Source organism: Chryseobacterium sp. FR054, from assembly GCF_056844565.1.
Window position 1 is genome coordinate 696,249 of the sequence record NZ_JBXDSA010000003.1, and the last position, 15,886, is coordinate 712,134.

15 protein-coding genes are annotated in these 15,886 nt (G+C 39.6%); 6 read left to right on the forward strand and 9 right to left on the reverse strand.

Annotated features, from left to right (window positions below; all coding sequences use genetic code 11):
* Positions 1 to 16: 16 nt before the first annotated feature.
* The 5 genes from AC106S_RS16065 to AC106S_RS16085 all read right to left on the reverse strand — a co-directional run bounded on the left by AC106S_RS16065 (position 17) and on the right by AC106S_RS16085 (position 6,186).
* Complete coding sequence (locus tag AC106S_RS16065; protein WP_482440550.1) at positions 17 to 2,719, reverse strand: TonB-dependent receptor domain-containing protein; 2,703 nt, start codon at positions 2,717 to 2,719, stop codon at positions 17 to 19.
* A 68-nt stretch (positions 2,720 to 2,787) separates the two neighbouring features.
* The gene (locus tag AC106S_RS16070; RefSeq protein ID WP_482440552.1) at positions 2,788 to 3,147 is read right to left on the reverse strand and encodes a hypothetical protein; all 360 of its coding nucleotides are present in this window, start codon (positions 3,145 to 3,147) and stop codon (positions 2,788 to 2,790) included.
* 19 nt (positions 3,148 to 3,166) lie between these two features.
* Positions 3,167 to 3,796, reverse strand: a complete 630-nt coding sequence (locus AC106S_RS16075) for a hypothetical protein (RefSeq protein WP_482440553.1) — start codon at positions 3,794 to 3,796, stop codon at positions 3,167 to 3,169.
* 72 nt (positions 3,797 to 3,868) lie between these two features.
* On the reverse strand, positions 3,869 to 4,555 hold the full coding sequence (locus AC106S_RS16080; protein ID WP_002982671.1) for a response regulator transcription factor: 687 nt from the start codon (positions 4,553 to 4,555) through the stop codon (positions 3,869 to 3,871).
* A gap of 83 nt (positions 4,556 to 4,638) precedes the next feature.
* Positions 4,639 to 6,186, reverse strand: a complete 1,548-nt coding sequence (locus AC106S_RS16085) for a sensor histidine kinase (protein ID WP_482440555.1) — start codon at positions 6,184 to 6,186, stop codon at positions 4,639 to 4,641.
* A gap of 369 nt (positions 6,187 to 6,555) precedes the next feature.
* Between AC106S_RS16085 and AC106S_RS16090 the strand changes: the two genes are divergently transcribed.
* Together AC106S_RS16090 and AC106S_RS16095 are read left to right on the forward strand one after the other, a co-directional pair.
* Positions 6,556 to 7,527, forward strand: coding sequence for an alpha/beta hydrolase family protein (locus AC106S_RS16090; RefSeq protein WP_482440557.1), 972 nt, complete (start codon positions 6,556 to 6,558; stop codon positions 7,525 to 7,527).
* Between the two features lie 124 nt (positions 7,528 to 7,651).
* Positions 7,652 to 8,137, forward strand: a complete 486-nt coding sequence (locus tag AC106S_RS16095) for an SRPBCC family protein (protein ID WP_482440559.1) — start codon at positions 7,652 to 7,654, stop codon at positions 8,135 to 8,137.
* A gap of 237 nt (positions 8,138 to 8,374) precedes the next feature.
* Here the strand turns inward: AC106S_RS16095 and AC106S_RS16100 are convergent, their stop codons facing one another.
* From AC106S_RS16100 to AC106S_RS16115, 4 genes are all read right to left on the reverse strand, one after another.
* Positions 8,375 to 8,713 (reverse strand): hypothetical protein, encoded by a 339-nt coding sequence (locus AC106S_RS16100; RefSeq protein ID WP_482440561.1) that lies wholly within the window; start codon positions 8,711 to 8,713, stop codon positions 8,375 to 8,377.
* Positions 8,714 to 8,780: 67 nt separating this feature from the next.
* Complete coding sequence (locus AC106S_RS16105) at positions 8,781 to 10,823, reverse strand: S9 family peptidase (RefSeq protein WP_482440563.1); 2,043 nt, start codon at positions 10,821 to 10,823, stop codon at positions 8,781 to 8,783.
* A 155-nt stretch (positions 10,824 to 10,978) separates the two neighbouring features.
* Positions 10,979 to 11,719: a uroporphyrinogen-III synthase gene (locus tag AC106S_RS16110; protein WP_482440619.1), complete on the reverse strand. Its 741-nt coding sequence runs from the start codon at positions 11,717 to 11,719 to the stop codon at positions 10,979 to 10,981.
* 12 nt (positions 11,720 to 11,731) lie between these two features.
* The gene (locus tag AC106S_RS16115; RefSeq protein ID WP_482440564.1) at positions 11,732 to 12,400 is read right to left on the reverse strand and encodes a DUF4271 domain-containing protein; all 669 of its coding nucleotides are present in this window, start codon (positions 12,398 to 12,400) and stop codon (positions 11,732 to 11,734) included.
* Between the two features lie 76 nt (positions 12,401 to 12,476).
* Between AC106S_RS16115 and AC106S_RS16120 the strand changes: the two genes are divergently transcribed.
* From AC106S_RS16120 to AC106S_RS16135, 4 genes are all read left to right on the forward strand, one after another.
* Positions 12,477 to 13,193 carry a polyprenol monophosphomannose synthase gene (locus tag AC106S_RS16120; protein ID WP_482440565.1) on the forward strand — a complete coding sequence of 239 codons (717 nt, stop codon included), beginning with the start codon at positions 12,477 to 12,479 and terminating at the stop codon, positions 13,191 to 13,193.
* Entirely contained in the window at positions 13,190 to 13,558 is a 369-nt protein-coding gene (locus AC106S_RS16125; RefSeq protein ID WP_482440567.1) for a DUF4296 domain-containing protein, read from the forward strand. Before AC106S_RS16120 ends, AC106S_RS16125 begins: the two co-directional genes overlap by 4 nt.
* 70 nt (positions 13,559 to 13,628) lie before the next feature.
* On the forward strand, positions 13,629 to 14,759 hold the full coding sequence (tgt, locus tag AC106S_RS16130; protein ID WP_482440569.1) for a tRNA guanosine(34) transglycosylase Tgt: 1,131 nt from the start codon (positions 13,629 to 13,631) through the stop codon (positions 14,757 to 14,759).
* Positions 14,760 to 14,776: 17 nt separating this feature from the next.
* A complete protein-coding gene (locus AC106S_RS16135; RefSeq protein WP_482440620.1) occupies positions 14,777 to 15,886 on the forward strand; it encodes an LptF/LptG family permease in 1,110 nt (369 codons plus the stop codon).

A 15,886-nucleotide genomic window follows, 5' to 3' on the forward strand; every position in this document is an offset into this window, starting at 1 on the left:
TATGAGGTGGACGGGTTTAAAACGTTACATCCAGTCCCACATAGAAATTCGCTTTCATGATCGGGGCATATACCATTCCTCCGTCAAAATAATTTCCGAAAGGATTCCTGAAATCAACGATGGCATTTTTCTGATAATAAGAAGTTAAATTTTCACCTCCTACATACGCTCTGATCTTCTTGTTGAAGTTTCTTGAGATCTGGGCATTCAGTACAGCGTACGAATCGGAGTACACCGGAAGCTGAAATTCTGCAGGATTGCCGGAAGTATCAGGTAACCTTTGTTTTCCTACCCAGTTCAGCGTAGTATCAAAACTCCAGAATCCGCCTTTATCATTTTTACTGGTAGCATAAGCAAGGTTGACGAAACCTCTGTGCTTGGCCATAAAAGGAATCTCCCTTCTTCCGCCGATATAATCTGCCTGTACATCATAATATTTGTAAGCAAGCCTTACATCAAAATTTCTGAAAGGCGTAAAATCCCACTGAGTCTGGAAAGAGTTGGCAAAGGATTTTCCCTCCAGATTATAGAACGTAAGCTGCTGAGGAGATCTGTCCAGGTCCACAAGCACCTGATCCTGGAAATCCGTTCTGAAAAAATCAGCGATTACGGTAGATTTTCTTCCGAAAAGCTTAAATTCCTGCTGTAAGCTGGCTCCGTAGTTCCATGCGATTTCCGGTTTCAGTCCATAGATGTTCCCATTGTTCGGAAGAATCTGAATACTTCTGTTGGAAGCAAAGTACTGTTGGTTTTCCGCAAAAACATTAGCTGTTCTGAATCCTCTTCCTGCAGAAAGCCTTAAAATTGTCTGGGGAGTGAAATCGTATTTAAAATTAAGTCTTGGTGTAAACTGGGTTCCTGCCAGATTATGGAAATCTACCCTTGAACCGGCTACTAACGTATATTTTAAGCCTGTTAAAGTATATTCCGCAAAAATACCGGGAACAATTTCATTTCTTCTCAGATCATCCGTTAAATAAGTTTCCTTATAGCCGTCATATAAAAAGCTGGCTCCCGCTTTATACTTATGGTTGGTATTTCCGATGATGCTTTCAAAGATCAGGTTGGAATAATATGTATGCTGCTGACCGTTATAATTTCTGAGCCCGAAAAAGCTGTCCTGCTGATGGAATACATACTGATTCATCCAGCCTAAACTCTGATAAGGCTTTCCTTTGAATACATAACCCGTTTTGTTCCATACCTGGAATCTTGAAATATCAATACCCACACCGTAAGCCGACTGCTTGTCCTGGGGCAGTTTTTTGTCAAATCCGGTCTGTCCGGCCGTTCTTTCATCCCTGATAAAATTGATTCCGAAATGAGATCCGAAACCGGATTTTTCAAGATCATTGAAATTAAGCAGGTAGGCGGCATTAATCTGCGTCCCTTTCGGTCTGTCCAGAAACCCGTCATCATTCATATCCGTATTCCCGAAAGTTCCGTTTCCGTGCAGAAGGAAGGTCTGTGACCATTTATCGTTGATAGGAGATACGCTGGTGATATTGGCTTCCGCTCTTCCGTTGAAATCCGAGAAAAGGTTCAGGGAAGTTTCCGGCTCTTTGGCATTTTTCAGAAGCTCGGTATTGATCTGCCCGGTGATGCTCTCGTACCCATTGGTAACCGTACTTCCGCCTTTTGTCAGCTGAATACTTTCAATCCATCTTCCCGGAATAAAGTTTAACCCATAAGCAGAAGCCAGACCTCTGATTTCCGGAAGAAGTTCTTTGGTAAGGCTGGTATATTTCTGGTCAAGCCCCAGCATTTTCAGCTGTTTGGTTCCTGTTACCGCATTGCTGAAAGAAACATCTACTGTCGCGTTGGTTTCAAAGCTTTCAGACAGATTACAGCAGGCTGCCTTTAAAAGCTCCTTTTTATCAATATTAAAAACCAGCCCGGCTTCCTTTTTACTTAAAGCAGTTGCTGCTTTAGAACCAGTTACGACAACTCCGTCAATGCTTTTTTCATGTTGGGAATGATCTTTTTCAGAAGCTGTTGCCGTATGTTCTTTATGATCTTCATGTTTTGCGGTCCCTTCTTCATAATGAACTTTTGGATTGGCTTCCCCGAAGGTAAATTCCCTGTCATACAGACAACATCCGGGAAGTCCATTGTAAACTGCATCTGACGCTTTGAATTTTTCGTTATCATGTCCTGCGTCAGCAATTGCTTTTAAAATTTTATCTGATGAGGTTTTTGCAGGATCGAAATTCAGAACGACAGTCTGCTTTTCGGCATTCCATTCTGCGGCATTTGCTCCGGCTCCTTTTGCAGCCTTTTCAATTCTGGCTTTACATGAACCACAGTTTCCTCTTACATAGAACTCATTGTCTTTTTTAGCATCAGTCTCGTGGTTATGATGCTGGGGTTCTGCTGCAGATGGCTGAAGATCTCTTTCATAGTGACAGCATCCGGGAAGCTTTTCATAGGTTTCGTTGGATGTTTTGAATTTTTCGTTGTCGTGGCCTGCCTCCGCTACTTTCTTTAAAATTTCATCAGTAGATATATTCGCTTCGGTTTCTACGGTTAACTGTTGAAGATCAGTAGAATAAACGGCCGTTTTGGCACCTGCTTTTTTAGCCGCAGTTTCTATCCTTGATTTACACATATCACAGTTTCCTTTTACCTGAAACCGGTTTTTTGTAAGATTTTGGGCTGATATAAATTGTACAGACAGGATCAATAGTCCAAGAATAAACCTGGAAATAGATAATTTCATTTTGTTTAAAGTTTAGATTAATTAAAAAACGGTTCATTAAAAGATGTAATGAACACTCCGTAGGGTAATTAACCTATTTTAGGCGGCTGCCAGATCTCCTTTAAACGGTCTGATAAGTAGGGGTCTGAATACTGGAACTGCGGATTTTTATTCTTCTTATAATAAGAAAGTTCAAAGCGCAGACTTTTTGAAAAAGGGGTTTCTATAAAGGTATAGCATGCAACACAGGATGAGCAGCAGTCATCATTGCATGACGATTTTGTTTTGCTGTCATTATGTTCTTTTGAAGAATGATCTTTACAGCAGTCACTTTTCTCAGATTTTGCCATACAGCAGGTCTCCTGCATAGATTGTGCATAGAAGCTGTCCTTAGGAACTAAAAAAATTCCCAGGCAAAAAACAACTGCAAGAATGTGAAACAGCTTCATGACTGCAAAAATACGAAATTTATGGCAAAGGATCACCAACTTTTACCGCGCAGTTGTGCCAGGGTTCTCCGTGAGCCGGGTTTACTTTAGGTTTTTCACCTGTCGGTTGCGGAGCGGGTGCCGGAGCCGGTGTATTCTGTACTATGTTTTGTACAGGTTGTGGTGCCGGAGCGGGTTTGCTGTTAAGAGGCTGTCCTACCGGAATATCACATCGGTGGCCTGGCTGTCCGTGAGGAGGATTCATTCCCGGAGCAGTTTTTACCTGCTTCCCGTTATTGTCGATCATTACTTTTCCCGGTGAAAGGGAATTAGGATCTATATTGATGCTGTTACTGCTGTTGGCGGCTGCATTATTGGGAGCGGGAGCCGGCGGAGTGCCATTGAGCGGCTGTCCTACGGGGATATCACACCGGTGGCCAGGCTGTCCGTGCGGGGGATTCATTCCGGGGGCTGTTGCCATAGGAGCGGGATTGGTATTGGACTGGATACCTGCCTGATCCATCAGGGAGGCTTTAGGAGAATTCACAGCCATACCTGATGACTGTACACCTGCTTCTTCTTTCAGATAAGTGGCTTTTTCATCTTTCTTACATGAAACAGCAAGTACGGAAACAGCGATAACGCCTAAAAGTGTATTTTTCATATCCAATCGTATGAAACAAAATTAGCAAAACATTTTCAATTGTTTTGCTAATTTTTTATTTATAATCGGATTTTAGATCTAATTTTTAACCAAAAGTCTGAAACCTTCTCCGTGTACGTTGATGATTTCCAAACCTTCGTCATCCTTCAGAAGCTTACGCAGCTTGGCAATATATACGTCCATACTCCTTGCGGTAAAGTAATTTTCTTTCTTCCATATCTTTCTCAGGGCAAGATCTCTCGGCATGAAATCGTTTCTGTGGATGCATAGAAGTTTAAGAAGTTCATTCTCTTTTGGCGAAAGTTTGTACTCTTTATCGCCTACTTTAAGCTGTCTCAGCATAGAGTCAAAGAAAATATTACTGATCTTGAACTGTTCCTGTTCTTCATTTTCCAGGGTAGAGCTTCTCTGAAGAATGGCCTTGATTTTATACAGGAGAAGTTCTGTGTCGAATGGCTTCGTAATATAGTCATCAGCCCCAAGCTGGTAACCTTTAAGAATATCCTCTCTCATATTTCTTGCCGTAAGGAAGATGATTGGGGTATTTTTATCGATTTTTTTCACATCTTCAGCCAATGAAAACCCGTCTTTTTTCGGCATCATCACATCAAAAATACAGATATCGAATTCATTCTCTGTAAATTCCTTCAGTCCTTGCTCTCCATCTGTTGCCAGGGTTACCTCAAAGTTATTGATCGTTAAGTAATCTTTAAGCACAGCTCCGAAACTCTGATCGTCTTCTACTAATAATATTCTGTTGCTCATAATTTTAATCATTAAAAATTAATAAATAAGAATGAACGTTCTCACTCTATCTTCCTATATTTTGTTATCTGGTTTTATGTATATCAGCTCATCGGCAGCTTGATCACAAACGTACTTCCTTTTCCTTTGTGAGAGTCTACAATGATCTGTCCTTTATGTAGTTCTACAATTTTCTTCACATATGAAAGCCCTAATCCCTGACCTTTTACATTGTGAATATTCCCGGTTTCTTCCCTGAAGAATTTCTCAAAGATCTTTGTTTTATTCTGGCTTTCCATTCCCATTCCTTTATCGGAAATCTCAATCACATACCAAAGTCCCTCATTTCTGGTTTTCACATGGATTTCCGGAGCTTCCGGAGAGTATTTATTGGCATTGTCCAGTAAATTCACCAGCATATTTGAAATGTGAAATTCATCAATCTTAAAGTTATAGTGAGAAGCATTGAATTCCTGGGTAAGCGATCCGTTTCTTTGCTCCACAATAAGGTTGAATGACTCTGTTGTCCTTTTGATCAGTTCTCTTACATTGGTTTCCTTCAGAAACAGCTCCACTTCATTTCTTTCAAGCTTCGACATATTCAGGACGTTTTCCACCTGTTTTTTCATTCTCAGATTTTCCTGCTTGATCAGCTCAGAATAATACTTTACCTTATCCGGATTGGTGGCAATCTTGTCATTGGCCAGAGAATCCGTGGCAACTGAAATGGTGGCCAGGGGAGTCTTGAACTCATGCGACATATTGTTGATGAAGTCGGTCTTCACTTCTGCCAGCTTTTTCTGCCTCATCATATAATTGATGGAAATAATATAGATTCCCAGAATGGTAAGCAGCGAAAGGAAAGTTCCCAGAAGCATCGGCCAGTTGTTCATAGCCAGAGAATATTCTTTTTTGGGGAAAACCAGGGCCAGCGTATATAAAGTGGTATTTTTATTATCTGTAAAAAGCGGATAGCTGTAAGTGTTATTATCTTTTTTCTCTCTAAAAGCTTTATTGACGATGCTGGTAAGTTTGTTGCTTTTATCGGTAACCCCATAACCGAATTTTGCTGTAATTCCCTTCATTCTCAGCTCTTTGGCAATAACGGAATCCAGAACAACAGGATCCACTCTTTTGGTAATCGGAAGATTGGTTCCGACTATTCTTACAAAATTTTTCATGGAATAGTCGCCACTCTCAATATCATTGTTGATATCGGTGGTCAGCAGTTCCCGGTTGGAAGTATCCCTTTTCACCTTGTAGGCCGCTTCATCGGTATACAAAGTGGTCAGATTCACAGAATCTCCTTTTTTAGAGATGGGAAGCTGTGTTTTGGAGATGATGTTTTTAGAGTAAATGATCTGTCTCTGAGTGCCGGAATCCTGTACCTGCTGAATGGTGGTTAATGAAGGCTGATCCTTGCTGGCGAGAATATCATTTCTTAGATTATTGTTATCCTTATTCAGGTATTTATCCACTTCAATCTCTTCAATATTTTTTGAAGTGCTTTCTAAAGCAGAATACACTTTATTGGAAAAATCCTGTTCCAGTGCACCATAATAACCTTTCAGCCAATAAAATTGGAGCGTAACAAAGACAATCAGTGAGATCGTCATAAACACCGAAATTATTGGGATGAATTTATTATTCATTTACAGTTTTTTATACGTTTGCAAAAAATGAATGTTAAAATTAATTATTTTAAGACTTCATAAACAAAAAACGAGCCAAAAAATTGTGTTATTTCTCTTAAAAGTGTGTTTTTTAACGTTTATTTATGAATTAAAGTGTAATAATCTTTCAGGAAATTAAAGACTGTAACTCACTAACTCCCTTCTGACGGAATGTTTAAGTAGACATTTAAACCCTTGTTGTCAATTAGTTCAACATATTAAAAAATATTTATTGATTTAATATCCGGAAGAAAATAAGCGGTTTCAAAAAGAAGCTGATAAACTTTGGTATTTAAAAAAAATTAACGAAAAAAATTAAATATTTTTGTTGAAAATGTCAGTTCTGAAATGAAAATAAAAATTTCTTTATTCCTTATTCTACTGTACACTGTAAGTTTTTCTCAGAATACAGTTATAAAGGAATATAACGATAAATATAAAGGTACCTCTGTTCATTATATTATCTGCTCACAAAAGGGGGAAGAAGACCGTAAGAAACCCCTGTTCTTTTTTTGCCAGGGAAGTCTTGCGAGACCATTACAGTATACTACGGACAAAGGCACTTATCCTGTTTTTTTACCTTTCGATCTGGATATTATCACCAAAGATTATCATTTAATTGTCGTAAGCAAACCGGCAATTCCGGTCACGGAAGATCAGAAGAATTTACAGGAAAACTTCAGCTATCCCAAAGACGGGCTTCCTCCCGTAGAGTATATCGTTAACAATAATCTGGATTATTATTACAGCCGTAATAATTTTATCCTGAAAAAACTGCTGGGTAAGCCCTGGGCAGATGCAAAAAGAATAATTGCAGCCGGACATTCCGAAGGTTCCTATGTCGCACTGGAAATGGCGGCCCACAATAAAAAAATTACTCATCTTGTATATTCCGGAGGTAATCCTTTGGGCAGAATAATGAGCATCATCAGTGAAAACCGTCAAAGTACGGATGAAGAAGAAAGCTGGAATACCGAAAGTATTGATTTCTGGAAAAAAACAGTGGCAAACAGTGACAAAAAAGAAACAGACCAGGAAAATACCAGCTTTTATAATTATACCCTTTCTCAAAACTTCACTCAGGATTTATTAAAACTGAAAATTCCTGTAATCGTAACCTACGGAACGAAAGATCAGAACGGAATTTTTAATGATTATCTGCAGGTGCTGACGATTCAGAATCATAAGAAGAACTATACTTTTAAATCTTATTTTGGGTGTGATCATAATTTTTTTCCTCTAAAGAACGGGCAGCCGGATTACGAAACAGATAACTGGACCCAGGTGGCCCATGAATGGATCAGCTGGCTGAAAGGATAAACTGATTTCAATGCGGAATAAGAGCCGGTAATCTGGGCAGCCGCTGTTAAATGTTTGAATTTACCTGCCATATGAAAAGTATTCTCCATCAATAAAGCAGTAACTTTATCAAAAATAATTACTTATGGAATCGAATATCACTTTCAACAAAGATTTTGACGCGAAAACAGTGTATGTAATGAAAATTTATAATGCTGATGTCTCAAAAGTATGGGACCATTTTACGCAGGCCGGATTATTGGATCAATGGTGGGGACCGAAACCGTGGAAATGTGAAACCCTGAAGCAGGATTTTAGTGAAGGCGGAATCTGGCTGTATGCAATGGCAGGTCCTAACGGAGAAAAAGCCTATTCCCGGTCAAAATACGGTGAAATCATTGAGCACAGAAGCTTTGACTGGATGAGTGCTTTCTGTGATGAAAACGGAAAGGTAAATGATGATTCTCCGCAATCCAACTGGCTGATCGGTTTTACAGGTGTGGAAGAGGGTACGAAAGTGACTGTTAATATTCATTACCAGTCCCGGGAAATCATGAGCAAAATGCTGGAAATGGGATTTGAAGAAGGCTTCAAAATGGGACTTACCCAATTGGAAGAACTTTTGGGGTGAAAAATTTCTGATTAATGAAGATTTGATACCGGAAGAGGGCAGTTGTGAATGCCATCCATAATAAATGCTTGTCTTTAGATCATCTGATCTTACAGCATACAGCTGAATGTAACTTCAATTCTTCTTTCTTCCATATTTCAGCCTTTAGCCCGGATTCGGACAGTGCCTGGAGAAATGAAAAAAATCAGCCCCATTGGTGAGGCTGATTTTTATATCCGGGCAGGTTACCGTCCGTATTTATATCAGGTTCTCTTCCTGAAAATAGTGAATAATCGCTTTTTTCATGAGAAGAGACTGTTCATTCGGTCTTAATTCCGGAAGGTCTTCCAGCTTTTCAAACTGAGGCCATCCGTCTTCATAATGAGTAAATTTATAATAACCGAAGGGTTCCAGCAATCTGCATACTGCAATGTGTATCAGATTTACTTTATCGTCTTTTGTATATTTCTGCTGTCCACTTCCCAGTTCCTGAAGCCCGATCAGAAACAGAAGCGTTTCAATCGGAGGATTTTTTTCAGTCTGGAAATTGTCTTCAAAAAACTGTTCTATTTTTTTCCAGTATTCAGACTCATTCATATAATTGATCTATGATGATTTATATTTGATTTTAAATTTTCTTAGTTCTGACTTTAAAAAAGAGCTGTTATTCCTGATCTATTTTCAGCAGGAATGCATACTCCAGTGCATCTTCCTTCAATGATTCAAATCTTCCGCTTGCTCCGCCGTGGCCCGAGCTCATGTCGGTTTTAAATAATAAAAGGTTGGAATCTGTTTTTAATTCCCTTAGCCTGGCCGTCCATTTTGCCGGCTCCCAATACTGAACCTGGGAATCGTGAAGGCCTGTTGTGATCAGCATATGAGGATAATCTTTAGCTTCCACATTGTCATAAGGAGAGTATTCTTTCATGTAGTGATAGTATTCTTCATCATTAGGATTTCCCCACTCGTCGTATTCTCCGGTCGTCAGAGGAATGGTTTCATCAAGCATGGTGGTTACCACATCTACAAAAGGAACCTGGGCCACAATTCCGTGGAAGAGTTCCGGCTCATAGTTTACAACGGCACCTACCAAAAGGCCTCCGGCACTTCCTCCCATCGCATACATATGTCTGGATGAAGTATAGTTTTCTCTGATCAGGTGTTTCCCGGCATCGATAAAATCGAAGAAAGTATTTTTCTTAGAGAGCATTTTTCCATCTTCATACCATTCTCTTCCCAGATATTCCCCGCCGCGGATGTGGGCAATGGCGTAGATAAAACCTCTGTCCAGAATAGAAAGTCTTACATTGGAAAAGCTTGCATCTACGGTATGGCCGTAACTTCCGTAACCGTATAAAAGCAGTGGCGTATCCGCAGATTTTTTGGTGTCCTTATGATAAACCAGCGAAACAGGAATCTTGGTTTTCCCGTCTCTGGAATCTGCCCATATCCTTTCCGAAATATAGTTTTCAGGATGGAATTTTCCGCCCAGAACTTCCTGCTGTTTCAGAAGTACGGTGGTTTTTTCCTTCATATTATATTCATAGGTGGAGCCTGGCTGTGTAAGAGAAGTATAGCCATAACGGAGTACTTCAGTATCAAACTCCATATTGATCCCGATATACGCGGTATAGGTTGGGTCGGAAAAAGGCAGGTAGTGGGATTCCTGAGTTCTTTCATCAATGATTTTAATCTGCAGAAGTCCCTGTTCTCTTTCTTCAAGAACCAGATAATCTTTGAAGATCTCAAAACCTTCCAGTAAAACTTCGGCGCGATGAGGAATAACATCTGTCCAGTTTTCCATGCCGCAATTGTCGATTTTCGTTTTTACGATCTTGAAATTAGTAGCATCATCTGCATTGGTGATGATGTAAAATTCATCTTTATAATGTTCTACGGAATATTCAAGATCATCTATTCTTGGCTGAATGACAGTCCACTCTGCAAAAACATTGTCGGAAGGAATAAACCTGTGCTCATCGGAGATGGTACTTGAGCTGGCAATGAAAATATATTCCAGAGACTTGGTTTTGAAAACATTCACATCAAAAGTATCGTCTTCCTCATGAAAGATCAGAACGTCTTCTGAAGAATCGGTCCCGAGTTTATGTCTGTATACCTGGAAGGCACGCAGACTGTCATCTTTTCTGATGTAGAAAACGTGTTCATTATCATTGGCCCATACAGCCTTGCCGGTCGTATTCAGAATCTGGTCTGGGAAAACTTCTCCTGTGTCCAGGTCTTTGAAATTGATGGTATAAATCCTGCGGCTTACATTATCCGTTGAAAAAGAAGCCAGCCGGTTATTTGGGGATACGGCTACGCTTCCTACCTCAAAATAATTTTCACCTTCTGCGAGGATATTGACATCAACCACAATTTCTTCCGGATTGTCCAGTGTTTTGTGTTTTCTGCAGAAGATCGGGTACTCTTTTCCTTCTTCATAACGTACAATATACCAGTATTCATTGAAGAAGTAAGGTAGAGATTCATCGTCTTTTTTATAGCGGGCTTTCATTTCCTCGAAAAGTTCTTCCTGAAGAGGTTCTGTGTCTTTCATCACGAATTCCTCATATGCGTTTTCCTCTTCCAGGTATCTGATCACTTCAGGATTTTCTCTTTCGTTAAGCCAGAAATAATGATCTGTTCTTTTATCACCGTGTATTTCAAGTAGTTTTTCTATTTTTTTTGCCTGTGGAGCTTTCATCCGGATTTTTTAATTTTTTAAGGTGCGGATTATCGTCTGCGGTACATTTTAAGTGCACACGATTTATTCAATATTAAATTTTGTTCAAATTTAATTAAAAAAAAGCCATCTTTCCTGTATGAAAAGACGGCTGTATTTATTTTCTGTATGAAAGACTACTTATGCAGTGCCTTAATATACTTTTCCAGTGCCATGGTCATAGATGGAGTTTCCTTTGTAGGAGCCATCAGATCTACCTTCAGTCCTGCTTCTTCTGCGGCAGCTAAAGTGGTATTTCCGAAAACACCGATCTTGGTTTCTTCCTGTTTGAAGTCCGGGAAGTTCTGCTGTAAAGATTTTATTCCCTGCGGGCTGAAGAAAATCAGCATGTCATAATCCTTAATGGTAATATCGGTAAGATCACTGCAAACCGTACGGTACATGATTGCTCTTGTCCAGTCTACGCTGGCAGTGTCCAAAGTCTTTACAATATCCGGGCTCAGCACGTCAGAAGACGGCAGGAGGTATTTTTCAGATGGGAATTTTTTGAAAAGAGGAAGCAGATCCGAGAAATTCTTTTCTCCGAAGCTGATTTTTCTTTTTCTGTATACAATGTGTTTCTGCAGATAATTGGCAATAGCTTCAGACTGACAGATGTATCTCATCGTGTCAGGAACTGAAAAGCGAAGCTCTTCAGCAAGCCTGAAGTAATGATCAATCGCATTTTTACTGGTAAAAATAATACCCGTATACTGCGTCAGATCTATCTTCTGCGTTCTGAGTTCTTTGTTGTCAACTCCTTCGACGTGGATGAAAGGGCGGAAATCAATCTTTATCTTTTCCTTCTTCGCTATATCCAGATATGGAGAGGACTCACTTGGCGCTGGTTGAGAAACCAATATAGACTTTATTCTCATCATTGACTTTTATTAAAAAAATAACAACTTCCAAAGCAGCAATAAAGGTGCAATTTGGAGGGTGCAAATATACAAAAATTTATAATACCATTTTTCAGGAAGAATATTGTTTTTGTGAAACAGATAGAAGAACACCTTGAATATGAACACAAAAGCAAAGAATGAAAAATAATATAAAAACATTCTATTTCTGTCTACGGGGAAATAATAATGGGCTACACAAAGAATTATCAGTAAAAACGACAGAATAAAATAGAACTTGGTAGCGGTGAAATAAAAAACAGACCATTTTTTGCCGTCTCCTATACTTTGATAAAATAAAAAGCCTAGTGCAGATTTCGAAAGATAAAAAAAGAGAACAGCCAGAAATGTATATCCGAATTTATTAAGCTGATATCCAAAAAGCTGAAGATCGGCTATATATTTGGGAACAATCGGAATGTACTGGGAGATAAGAACGGAAAGGGTAAGTGCCGTTACACAGGACGTAATGATCCAGCTCGGCAGGTTGTTGCTCGCGTCAAAATATTTCTGAAGCAGAAAGTCTTTCAGGCTGGCATCCCTTTCTATAATATTCATCATAAAGACATATAAAAATATACATCCCAGCAGGATAAAAATTACCCAATCATTGTTCTCGGGTATTCTTACGTGGTTTATAAAGTTTTGTGATAACGGCAAAGGAATATTTTTTGCAAAATTATAGATTATTTTGTATAAAATAAAAAGGTTAAATAAACTATCTTTGCAAACTGAAATGAAAAAACTAGTCATTATCCCCACCTATAACGAAAAGGAAAATATTGAAAATATTATTTCCGCGGTTTTTGCATTGGAGGATGACTTTCATATTCTTGTTGTGGATGATTCCTCTCCGGACGGAACCGCTGAAGTGGTGAAGGATCTTCAGAAAAGATTTCCCCATTATCTTCACCTGTCTGTAAGACACGTAAAAGACGGTTTGGGAAAAGCCTACATCCACGGATTTAAATGGGCTATTGAAAACAGGTACGATTATATTTTTGAAATGGATGCCGATTTTTCTCATAATCCCAATGATCTGCCCAAGCTTTTTGAAGCCTGTCTTCAGGCCGATATGGCAATCGGATCCCGGTATTCAAAAGGAGTGAATGTGGTCAACTGGCCTATGGGAAGAGTGCTTCTTTCTTACTTTGCCTCCAAATACGTACGGTTTATCCTGGGACTTCCGATTCATGACACAACGGCAGGATTTGTCTGCTTCTCAAGAAAAGTACTTGAGGAGATAGGACTTGACAATGTAAAACTGAAAGGTTATGGATTTCAGATTGAAATGAAATTCAGGGCCTTCAAAAAAGGATTCAGAATTGTAGAGGTGCCTATTATATTTACCAACAGGATTCTGGGTGAAAGCAAAATGAACGGAGGAATTATTCATGAAGCTGTTTTTGGGGTTTTAAACTTGAAATGGAAATCAATCATCAACCGGTTATGAAAAAACTGATCTTCATTTTTATAATGATGTGTATGTTCTCCTGCGGAGACTATATCGATAAGCCTGAAAACCTGCTGGGGAAAGATGTTATGGCTGAAATTCTGGCCGATCTTGCTGTTAATGACCAGACGGTCAATATGTATCCGGACAAAAATCTGGAAGCAGGAACAAGATTTGTATTGAAAACTCACAATGTGAAATCTGAAGACTTTGTAGAAAGTTTCAAATATTACGTTGTAAAAGATAAAATGAAGGAAATTGTGGAAGAGTCCCAGCTTATCCTTCTGAAAAAAGATCCGAAAGCAGAAAAGTACATCAGGGATAAGATGAACAACAGGGGAGATCTGCCGGTTCTCAATAAATAATCATTAATGAAGAAATGGGTTTCGTGTACAGAAACACCAGCCGTATAACGGGTAAGCAAAAAGTATACAGATGAAATTTTTTAATATAGAAAAAACCTCTGAAGGAAAAGCAAGAGCAGGAGAAATTATTACAGACCACGGGAAGATACAGACCCCTATTTTTATGCCTGTCGGAACAGTGGCAAGTGTGAAAACGGTTCATCAGAGAGAATTAAAAGAAGACATTAAAGCCCAGATTATTCTGGGGAATACCTATCATCTTTACCTCCGTCCCGGTATGGAAATCATGCAGCAGGCGGGAGGCCTTCATCAGTTTATGAACTGGGATCTCCCGATTCTTACCGACTCAGGAGGATTTCAGGTGTTTTCCCTTTCCAAAAGCAGAAAAATGTCTGAAGAAGGAGTGAAATTCAAATCCCATATCGACGGAAGTTATCATATGTTTACTCCCGAAAAATCGATGGAGATCCAGAGACAGATCGGAGCCGATATTTTTATGGCTTTTGACGAGTGTACCCCTTATCCGTGCGAATACAATCAGGCAAAATCATCCATGGAGCTTACCCACAGATGGCTGAAGAGATGTATTGACTGGACGGAACAGAATAAAGAACTTTACGGGCATAAACAAAGGCTTTTCCCTATCGTTCAGGGATCTACCTACTCAGACCTCAGAAAAATATCCGCAGAAGTTATTTCAGAAGCCGGAGCAGAGGGGAATGCCATCGGAGGGCTGTCCGTAGGAGAGCCTGAAGAAGAAATGTACAGAATTACCGACGAGGTTACTGATATCCTTCCGAAAGAAAAACCAAGATATCTTATGGGAGTGGGTACACCGTGGAATATTCTGGAATCCATAGGATTAGGTATCGATATGATGGACTGCGTAATGCCGACGAGAAATGCAAGAAATGCTATGCTTTTCACCTGGCAGGGCGTGATGAATATGAAAAATGAAAAATGGAAAGCCGATTTTTCTCCCCTGGACGAATTCGGGACCAGTTTCGTAGATCAGGAATATTCAAAAGCTTACCTTCGCCATCTTTTCGTATCCAAAGAATATCTTGCCAAACAGATTGCATCCATTCATAACCTTGCGTTCTATCTTGATCTGGTAAAAGTAGCCAGAGAGCATATCATGGCAGGAGACTTCTATGAGTGGAAAAACTCTGTCGTTCCGGTATTGAGACAAAGGCTTTAAAATAAAGAGAGGACATGATCAAAATTATAGACAGATACATCATCAAAAAATATCTTGGAACATTCAGTTTCATGCTGATCCTGCTGTCTATTGTGGTGCTGGTCATCGATGTTCAGCAAAAGATTCCAAGAATAGAAAACGCCAAAGCGATTGATCCGAAACTGGATCTGGTGTATTTTCTGATGCACTTTTATCCTTTCTGGATTCTCAATCTTGTGGTGACCTTCCTCTCTATTCTGGTGTTCATTTCCGTGATCTATTTCACCTCCCGAATGGCCAATAACACGGAAATTGTTGCTGTGATCAGCAGTGGTGCCAGTTTTCACAGGTTTGCAAAACCCTATTTATATACTTCAGTTCTGATAGCCCTGCTGTCACTCACCGTGAATCACCTCGTTCTTCCGTGGGCGAATATTAAGAAAAACAGACTGGAGGCTTATACCTATAACGCAGCCAATAAAGAGAAAATCCTGGGAACAGCTCCTGCATCTGCACAGCTCAGTAAAACAGAATACATCTTCGTGAATTCCTGGAATAAAATGGAAAAAAGAGGATCGGGGTTCGTTTATCAGAAATTTGACAGAAACAGAAAGCTGATGTATGAGCTGAAAGCTTCTGAAGTTTCCTGGGATAAAGACAAAAAACAGTTTGTCCTTTCAAGTTACCTGGAAAAGACCATCAATAAAGATGATACAGAGAAGCTGAACACTGGCTTTGATGTCAGGAAAAGTTTCGGGCACTCTCCGGAAGAACTTTTTCCGAATGAACTTCTCGGGCAGAATAAAACCACTCCTGAACTCATCAAGTTTATTGAACGTGAAAAAGGTAAAGGAAACAGCAATCTGAATTCTTACCTGAATGAATTTCACCAGAGGACATCCATGCCGGTTTCCATTATTATTCTTACATTCCTGGCACTTTCGCTGGCTTCCCAGAAAAAAAGAGGAGGTCTTGGGGTAAACCTTGCCATAGGGATTTCCCTTGCGTTCGTTTTTGTTTTCTCTTTTGAAGCATTGAAAGTGGTCTCCGAGAACAAGAGTTTATCTCCTGCTGTGGCCATGTGGCTGCCTAACATGGTGTTTCTTCCGCTTACCCTGTATCTGTACCTCAAAAGAGCCAATCAGTAA

What these genes read in the sequence shown, in the direction of transcription:
- AC106S_RS16095 (WP_482440559.1), top strand. Translation starts at nt 7,652, where the DNA reads ATGGAATCGAATATCACTTTCAACAAAGATTTTGACGCGAAAACAGTG.
- AC106S_RS16120 (WP_482440565.1), top strand. Translation starts at nt 12,477, where the DNA reads ATGAAAAAACTAGTCATTATCCCCACCTATAACGAAAAGGAAAATATT.
- AC106S_RS16100 (WP_482440561.1), bottom strand. Translation starts at nt 8,713, where the DNA reads ATGAATGAGTCTGAATACTGGAAAAAAATAGAACAGTTTTTTGAAGAC.
- AC106S_RS16110 (WP_482440619.1), bottom strand. Translation starts at nt 11,719, where the DNA reads ATGAGAATAAAGTCTATATTGGTTTCTCAACCAGCGCCAAGTGAGTCC.
- AC106S_RS16080 (WP_002982671.1), bottom strand. Translation starts at nt 4,555, where the DNA reads ATGAGCAACAGAATATTATTAGTAGAAGACGATCAGAGTTTCGGAGCT.
- AC106S_RS16090 (WP_482440557.1), top strand. Translation starts at nt 6,556, where the DNA reads ATGAAAATAAAAATTTCTTTATTCCTTATTCTACTGTACACTGTAAGT.
- AC106S_RS16105 (WP_482440563.1), bottom strand. Translation starts at nt 10,823, where the DNA reads ATGAAAGCTCCACAGGCAAAAAAAATAGAAAAACTACTTGAAATACAC.
- AC106S_RS16070 (WP_482440552.1), bottom strand. Translation starts at nt 3,147, where the DNA reads ATGAAGCTGTTTCACATTCTTGCAGTTGTTTTTTGCCTGGGAATTTTT.
- tgt (WP_482440569.1), top strand. Translation starts at nt 13,629, where the DNA reads ATGAAATTTTTTAATATAGAAAAAACCTCTGAAGGAAAAGCAAGAGCA.
- AC106S_RS16085 (WP_482440555.1), bottom strand. Translation starts at nt 6,186, where the DNA reads ATGAATAATAAATTCATCCCAATAATTTCGGTGTTTATGACGATCTCA.
- AC106S_RS16065 (WP_482440550.1), bottom strand. Translation starts at nt 2,719, where the DNA reads ATGAAATTATCTATTTCCAGGTTTATTCTTGGACTATTGATCCTGTCT.
- AC106S_RS16125 (WP_482440567.1), top strand. Translation starts at nt 13,190, where the DNA reads ATGAAAAAACTGATCTTCATTTTTATAATGATGTGTATGTTCTCCTGC.